The organism is Portibacter marinus, from assembly GCF_021533195.1.
GTDB classification, from domain to species: domain Bacteria; phylum Bacteroidota; class Bacteroidia; order Chitinophagales; family Saprospiraceae; genus Portibacter; species Portibacter marinus.
Window position 1 is genome coordinate 55,616 of the sequence record NZ_JAJNKB010000014.1, and the last position, 8,114, is coordinate 63,729.

General features: G+C 40.8%; 4 protein-coding genes. 2 read left to right on the forward strand and 2 right to left on the reverse strand.

Annotated elements, in window-relative coordinates:
- The first annotated feature begins 348 nt into the window (after positions 1 to 348).
- Both L2567_RS20040 and L2567_RS20045 read left to right on the forward strand, forming a co-directional pair.
- The gene (locus L2567_RS20040; RefSeq protein ID WP_235299639.1) at positions 349 to 3,141 is read left to right on the forward strand and encodes an ATP-dependent Clp protease ATP-binding subunit; all 2,793 of its coding nucleotides are present in this window, start codon (positions 349 to 351) and stop codon (positions 3,139 to 3,141) included.
- Between the two features lie 101 nt (positions 3,142 to 3,242).
- Positions 3,243 to 3,995 carry a T9SS type A sorting domain-containing protein gene (locus tag L2567_RS20045; protein ID WP_235299640.1) on the forward strand — a complete coding sequence of 251 codons (753 nt, stop codon included), beginning with the start codon at positions 3,243 to 3,245 and terminating at the stop codon, positions 3,993 to 3,995.
- 80 nt (positions 3,996 to 4,075) lie between these two features.
- Here the strand turns inward: L2567_RS20045 and L2567_RS20050 are convergent, their stop codons facing one another.
- The gene (locus L2567_RS20050) at positions 4,076 to 5,509 is read right to left on the reverse strand and encodes a DUF1501 domain-containing protein (RefSeq protein ID WP_235299641.1); all 1,434 of its coding nucleotides are present in this window, start codon (positions 5,507 to 5,509) and stop codon (positions 4,076 to 4,078) included.
- Positions 5,510 to 5,518: 9 nt separating this feature from the next.
- Complete coding sequence (locus L2567_RS20055) at positions 5,519 to 7,918, reverse strand: DUF1553 domain-containing protein (protein ID WP_235299642.1); 2,400 nt, start codon at positions 7,916 to 7,918, stop codon at positions 5,519 to 5,521.
- Positions 7,919 to 8,114: the final 196 nt, after the last annotated feature.

Here is an 8,114-nt window from a genome sequence, read left to right on the forward strand (position 1 = left end):
TTTACCCGATACAGGACCTCGGACTTCAGTCCGAGCACAGGTCCCCGGGTTTTAACCCGACTTAGGACCTCGGACTTCAGTCCGAGCACAGGTCCCCGGGTTTTTACCCGACTTAGGACCTCTTGGCTTTAGCCCGAGAAGCTCGGATTGAAATCCGAGGTCCTATCCGAATCCTAAACGCAGAAATTTTGTCAGTTAAATCAGCCCACTTCATGACAATTTTTCCGAATAAAGAACATAGAACACGATGGCTAAATATTTGTTTCCTAAATAAATGAAAGTAATTTTAAGCACCGACCGATACTTAATGGGTGCAACATTGACATAAATAAGAAAGAATACAATACAATGACATACGATAATTTCACTATAAAAGCTCAAGAGAGCATCCTTCGCGGACAGCAAATCGCTGGAGGCAAGGACCAACAAGTGGTAGACACCAGCCACTTAATCATGGGAATTATGGAAATCGATGATAAAATTCCAGAGTTCCTCTTCAATAAAATGGGTGTCAATGTAGGCCAGTTAAAGGCTGAACTCAATGACGAAATCGCGTCACTACCGAAAGTGGAAGGTGGTGGAAAACAGTATTTATCGAATGACTCCAATAAAGCATTGGCAAAAGCCAAAAAATTAATGAAAGAATACGGAGACGAATTTATCTCCGTAGAATTAATACTGCTCGGAATTATAGATGGTACGGATAAAACTGCTAAAATCATAAAAGGCTTAGGTGGCAGTTTGAAAGGCATGAAAGATGCTATTACAGAGCTGCGTAAAGGCCGAAAAGTCACTGATCAAAGTGGCGACGGCAATTACAATGCACTTAAAAAGTTTGCGATCAATCTGAATGAAAGAGCTGAATCCGGGGAATTAGATCCTATAGTGGGAAGGGATGAGGAGATCAGAAGGATTCTTCACATTCTATCCAGAAGAAAGAAAAACAATCCCATTCTTATCGGTGAAGCGGGCGTAGGTAAAACAGCCATTGTTGAAGGAATTGCCTGGAGAATTGTCAAGGGTGATGTCCCTGAGAACTTACTCAGCAAACAAATTTTTGTACTTGATATTTCTACCTTGGTGGCTGGTGCAAAATATAAAGGAGAGTTTGAAGAACGTCTAAAATCTGTCATCAAAGAGGTCAAGGAATCTGCAGGGGAATTTATCTTATTCATAGATGAAATCCACACTTTAATTGGTGCCGGTGGCGGCAATGGAGCTATGGATGCTGCTAATATTCTGAAACCCGCACTGGCTCGTGGAGAAATCAGGACCATAGGAGCCACCACACTGGATGAATATCAGAAATACTTTGAAAAGGATAAGGCTTTGGTCAGAAGGTTTTTGACTGTGTTTATTGACGAGCCATCTGTGGCCGATACGATTTCTATACTTAGGGGAATCCAGGACCGCTATGAGGTGTATCATAAAATGGATATTTTGGATGAAGCATTGGTGGCTGCCGCCGAATTATCACATCGCTACATTACGGAAAGACAATTACCGGATAAAGCGATTGATATTATTGACGAAGCGGCTGCAAAACTCAGACTTGAATTGGATTCAGTACCGGAAGAAGTAGATGAGTGGGATCGCAAAGTGCGCCAACTGGAGATCGAGAAAGAGGCCATTAAGAGAGAAGGAGATAAGCGTAAACTCAAGGTCATCAGCGAAGAAATTGCGAACGCAAAAGAAAAACTGGACTCCATAACAGCAGCCTGGAAATCTGAAAAAGAGATTGTTGATGAAATCCAGGAGATCAAGAAGGAAATTGAAGAATTGGAACACAAGGCAGAAGTTGCAGAGAGAGAAAGTGATTTTGAAAAAGTTGCGAGAATTCGGTACGGTGATCTGAAGGAGAAGCAGTCTCAATTGCAAGAAGTAGAAAAAAAGCTTGATGAGTTGCCTGAGGGTTCAAGATTCACAAACGAAGAAGTCACAGCTAACGATATTGCAGAAGTGGTTTCCAGATGGACAGGTATACCGCTTCAAAAAATGATGAAGACCGAAAGAGAACGTCTTCTTAGAATGGAACAAGAAATAGGTAAGCGACTCATCGGTCAAAAAGAAGCTGTAATTGCCGTTTCAGATGCCATAAGGAGGTCAAGGGCCGGTTTGCAAGACCCAAATAAACCTATAGGTTCATTCATATTCCTGGGTCCAACGGGTGTAGGTAAAACTGAGCTCGCTAAAACATTAGCCGATGTTCTTTTTGATGATGAGAAGGCTATCGTCAGAATAGATATGAGTGAGTACCAGGAGAAACATTCCGTTTCACGATTGGTTGGAGCGCCTCCGGGATATGTAGGGTATGATGAAGGAGGTCAATTGACGGAAGCAGTACGCCGAAGACCATACAGTATCGTATTACTGGATGAGATCGAGAAAGCGCACCCGGACACTTTCAACATCTTACTGCAGGTTCTTGATGATGGTCGACTAACTGATAATAAAGGCCGTGAAGCTAATTTTAAAAATACGATCATTATTATGACCTCCAATATGGGTTCTGATGTGATTTTGGAAAATTTCGAAGACCTTGCAGCAGTAGGTGAAGAGCACCGTCAGGATATTATTGAAACCACAAAACTGGAAGTTTTTGAGGCCTTAAAGGACAATCTTCGACCAGAGTTTCTAAATAGGATCGATGAAAAGATCATGTTTCTACCGTTGACCAAGGAGGAGATCAAGGAGATCGCACATTTATTACTGGGTAGACTCAGGAAAAATTTGGCGCGTCAAGGGTTGAAAATTGTTATGACTGACTCTGCAATGGATCTACTGGCGGATTTAGGATATGACCCGCAGTTTGGTGCAAGACCGCTTAAGCGAGTCATTCAAAATGAAATCATTAATGAGCTCTCTAAGTTTGTACTCGGTGGATCGTTGGTAGATGGAGATACCATTTATGTAACTACAGATAATAAAGGTTTTGTGTTCTCTGAAGAAATTAAGGAGGACAGTGGTTCGCCCAAATCTTCTTCGAATGGTACTCCGCAAAAAACGAAGCGTGAGCGGGATTTAGAGGAGTTGGAAAGGGCCACAAAGAAAGTCCAGGATGCGGTTAAGGATATTGAGAACGAAGACGGAGAATCAGATCATGAGGGTCCGAAGCCTGAGCTGGATCCCGGAGAGAATTAGGAATTAAATTATTTTGTTTACATTATAATCCTGAAGCCTTTCAGGTTTCAGGATTTTCAACACTAATATGAGTGTTAATTACATACTTAGGTCATTTAATTATGAAATATATAATTGCAGCATTTTTTGTTTTTACTATAAGTTATACCTACGCTTGTGATTGTGTATATCATACTTTTTGTGAAGGCACTGATTCTAATGTTGAACAGAGTGTGCTAATCATAGAACGACCTGACGCTTTTTATATCCCGGATACAAGTATTGGCATCAAATATTACGATGTTAAAGTTATAGATCAACTATTCGGTTTTCCATTAAATTTGGATTCATTGACCGTCATTGATGCAGCTGACGATTGTGATCGTGCTATTACGACTTATTCAGATACCATCATTGTTAAGTTCCCAGAATTACATCAAATAGATATTGCCAACTATCCAGTCTTTGTCACTCAATCATGCTTAAATAAAATATTAAGTGTTCAAAATGATACCGTCAGCGGAATGATTTCTGAAGTGGATTATTCCCTTAATCCAGAGAAGATGAGTTTTGTTGACTTTTTGCAGTTTTACGAATTTGAATGCTCCTTTTTTGCTCAATATCCGGATTTGAAAGAATTGCAAGGTGTGGCAGTGATTCAGAATCCAATCGAGACTACACTTAGACTTAAAAATAATCTAGATACTGATGTAGATTTCTCAGTGTTTAACAATTATGGTCAGTTGATTATTGAAGATACTATTTATCCAAATACTATATTTGAACAAGAATTCTCCAATCTCCCTAAAGGCGTATATTTCGTGAGAATCGACGATGGAATAGGTCCAAAATTTCATAAAATATTGAGACTGTAGATGAACATTTTTACAGCTCAATATCTATTTGGAAGATCAATAAGTTGAATTTACTATAAAAATAAACCGACGCTATTTTTCTAGGAGAATAACTCCATGATCGCCTCCCCATGCCCATCCGGGGTGGTATAAAATGGCCTGCCTTCTATCTCATAGTGCGTTTCTGGATCTATCCCTAATGCATGATAGATGGTCTGATGAACCTCATCGATGACTACTGTGTTTTCAATAGAGGCACATGGTCGCTCATCAGCAGTTTTCCCAAAAATATTGCCCCCTTTTATGCCTCCGCCCCACATCAGGATTGAGCTTCCATCCGTGAAATGACGATGCATGCCATAAAACTTTTCATCTTCGATGACGTCGGGCTGATCTACCTGATCCTGAACCTTTTCACCAGGCCTACCCTCAATGATAGCATCGCGACTAAATTCACTAGCCAGAACGATCAGGGTGCGATCCAGATGACCGGACTCATCCAGGTCTTTGATCAATTGAGCGATCGGTCTATCAATCAATTCCTTCATGGTTCTCGCCCTCAGATGTCCATTTTCGTGTGTGTCCCAGCCCAAAAATGGTTCATATTCAGTAGAGACACTGATAAATCTTCCACCACTTTGAGCCAGTCTTCGGGCAAGTAAACACCCCAATCCAAATCTTCCTGTATCGTATTTTTCAATGACATCTTTAGACTCCTGTGATAAATCAAAAACCTTGGACTCCGGTGAGTTCAGTAACTTATAAGCTTGCTCCATTGACCTGGACAAGGACTCTTTTTGATAATCACTTCCTTTTCCCAACACCCTGCTTTGATTTGCTAAATCCTTATACAATTTATACCGTGCTTCAAACCGCTCTAAAGACATTCCCGTAGGCGGTCTGACACTGTCCAATCCGGTTCTGGGATCAGGAATTAGAAAAGGTCCGTATTCCGATCCTAGAAAGCCAGCAGTATGAAACGCCTTCAATTCCTCGCCTTCCCCGACAGTAAATCGTTGGCCAATGGAAATAAAGGGCGGAATGACTGGATTTACAGGCCCCAGTTCTTTTGCAATCCAGGCACCAATATGTGGTGCTTGCACCGTTTGCGGTGGTTCATAACAGGTATGCCAATGATATTGATGCCGGGTGTGAAGGATATGACCTAAGTCTCCGGATTTGTAAGAACGTATAATGGCGCCTTTGTCCATCACTCCTGCGATGTTCTCCAACCCTTCAGAAAAGAACAAGTCATCTACTACTGTAGGAATCTTTGGAAAAGTACTCAACACTTTTTTACTCTCGATGCCTTTAGAATAAGGGACATATGACTTTGGGTCAAATGTTTCAGTGTGGGCCATCCCTCCTGCCATCCATAGTAAAATAACCCTATCGGCAGATGAATTTACCGATGCGACTTTATTGCAGGCACTTAAAAAACTTAAGGTCGGTATAGATATCGAAGCAGCAGCAACGCTTGCCGTAGTCATTTTTTTGATAAATTCTCTTCTGGTCGAGTTGTAAGATTCTTGCATAGAATTTGATTAACTGATAAACTGAAATTCCGGGAGGAGTATCAAAGCCCAAAAAAGATCTTGAACCGAAGTATTATTGGGAAATGGTCCAAGCATTCTACTGACAATTCGTTTTTCTTTGACAGTAGGCTTTCTGGATAACAATTCCTGATATAGCTGCTCCACCATCAGTTCTGGATGTTCCTCATAGCGCACAAGCCATTCTTTGGCACCTTCTTCCAGAACCTGACTTAAAAATGCTCCATTGGTCAGTTCCAACGCTTGGAGCAGAGTGGCTTGCTGATCTCTACTTGTGGTCACGTTTTCTCTGGTAGGGCGCCCAAGTGCTTTGAGGAAAGGGTGTTGTTTGACCAAACTCGCTCTTGCAAAAGTTTGATCATTCTCATTAGATGTAAAATCAAGCAATTTATCCCAATGCATTGATCTGTAATTCTCCAGATTGACCCACTGTCTATCGTCATATTCAATATCTTTCCAGGATGGATTTGGTAAACTATCAAAACTCTTCCACCCTTCACCACCCTGTATGATCTCTTCATTTCCGTCTTCATCCATCATTTTCAAAGCGTACAAAATGCCCGCTGGATTGGCCAGTTTACCTTCATTACTGGCTTTGATGGCTATCAAATTTTGGCCTTGTTTTAAAAAGTCTTTTAAATCTAGCTTCTTCACTTCTCTCCAGTCTTCACCTTCTGCAAGTTTTTGACCATTGACAAAAAACTCAAAGGAATGATCTACTGAAAGCATTAATTCGGCTTTTTGCAAGTCATCTTTAATATTCAATTTCCATCTAAAATATCGTTCCCCAGGTTCAGGCAATACCACACGATCAAATTTGAGCTCTTTATGCCAGTATCTATCATTGGATAGCATTTCTTCACATGGATGATAACCTACGGAGTGAAACATGGGCGCTATCACCTTGCTAATGGCATCTGAAAACTGCTCGGCAGTCAGTCTGCGCATTATAGGACCAGAAAAAACAAATTGATCGTCGTTTAAATCCGATATATTATCTACTGAAACAGCCTTGGATTGATAGATCCTAGAAGTCATAATGGTTTTAAGTAAATGCTTAATATCTGTTCCTGACTCGATGAAATCCGAAGCCAACCAGTCTAACAACTCATGATTCCATGGCGTATTGTCCATTTCGTCAACGGGTTCGACCAAGCCCCTTCCCATTAAATTCTTCCATATTCTATTGACTAAAGTTCGGTAAAGTCGGCCATTATCCGGTTGGACCATTACGTCTTCCAGCAATTCAAGTCGCTCATCTATAGTCTCTGCTTGCACAGATCCCAGTTCATTATAAAGAAAACTGACCTTTGACATGACACCAGTTGGTTTATCACACCGATTCAGTTCAAGAGGAGACTCTGCAAAAATAGAAGCAAATTCGTATGCTTGTTTCAATGTAATGTTGCTGACAAAGCTGTTATGACAGGAAGCACATTTTACATTCACACCCATCAAAGATTGTCCAATATTCTGAGCAGCTTGCATCTCAGTTCTTTGGCTTGCATTCACCACTCCTCGCCATTGAATCCCTTTGATAAAACCCTCCGAGGCTTTGTTAGGATTTACCAACTCCTTTGTCATTTCATTGTAAGACTTATTCGACAATAAAGAAGCGTAAAGCCAATCTGTAATTTGTTTTCTTCCACCCGTAATAAAACCTGGTCCGCTATAGTCGTTTCGGAGTAAATCATTCCAGAAAGTGAGCCAATGTTCTGTATAATTTGTCACATCCGTTAGGAGATAGTTGATCAGCTCTTCTCTTTTATCGGGATCCTCATTTTTAATAAACCAGTTGACCAGTTCAGTGTCCGGAAGCAATCCGGTGATGTCCAGGTGTGCCCTTCGTACAAAGTCCTTGTCCTCTAATTTAACAGGCCATTCGATACGGTTTTCTAAGAAATATTCATTGACGATGATGTCTACTGGATGGAGGTATATGCTTGTTTGATCGATTATAGGTTTGGAGAGTGCCAATGGTGCCTCCTTGAAACTCCCCGTTGTTTTATCTGACCAATAAGCTCCTTGATTGATCCATAAATCTATCAAGTCAATTTCAGACTTTTGTAAAGTCTTGCCTTTTTTGGGCATGACTTCATCATGATTAGAAGGTAGATTAATCCTTCTCGACATTTCACTTTCTTCGGCTGATCCTGGTACGATGACCACCCCATTCTCACCTCCTTGAAATAATCCTCTTTTACTGTCTAAAGCAAGTCCTCCCTTCTTTTTGAATTCGCTATGACATTGATAACAATTGTGTGCTATGATGGCTCTCACCTCAAGATTCAAATCTTCTTTTTGACTTGTAGATAAGGTATCTACATCAGACAAGGCTGAAACCATATCCTTTACCGCTCCTAAATCATAGTCTTGTTCTTTGTTATTCAATCCTCCAAAAAGATATCCTTCACCATGAGTCAAGCTACCGCCATAATGACCTGTTAGAAAAACTAAAATATCGAGTAGGTAAAGGGGACTCTCACCCCTAAACCTCTCACAGAACCGTACGTGAACCTCTCAGCTCATACGGCTCTTCATGCTCATTCTTTCGAATCGAATACGCCACTAAACTCATTCCTTCCAA

What these genes read in the sequence shown, in the direction of transcription:
- L2567_RS20050 (WP_235299641.1), bottom strand. Translation starts at nt 5,509, where the DNA reads ATGCAAGAATCTTACAACTCGACCAGAAGAGAATTTATCAAAAAAATG.
- L2567_RS20045 (WP_235299640.1), top strand. Translation starts at nt 3,243, where the DNA reads ATGAAATATATAATTGCAGCATTTTTTGTTTTTACTATAAGTTATACC.
- L2567_RS20040 (WP_235299639.1), top strand. Translation starts at nt 349, where the DNA reads ATGACATACGATAATTTCACTATAAAAGCTCAAGAGAGCATCCTTCGC.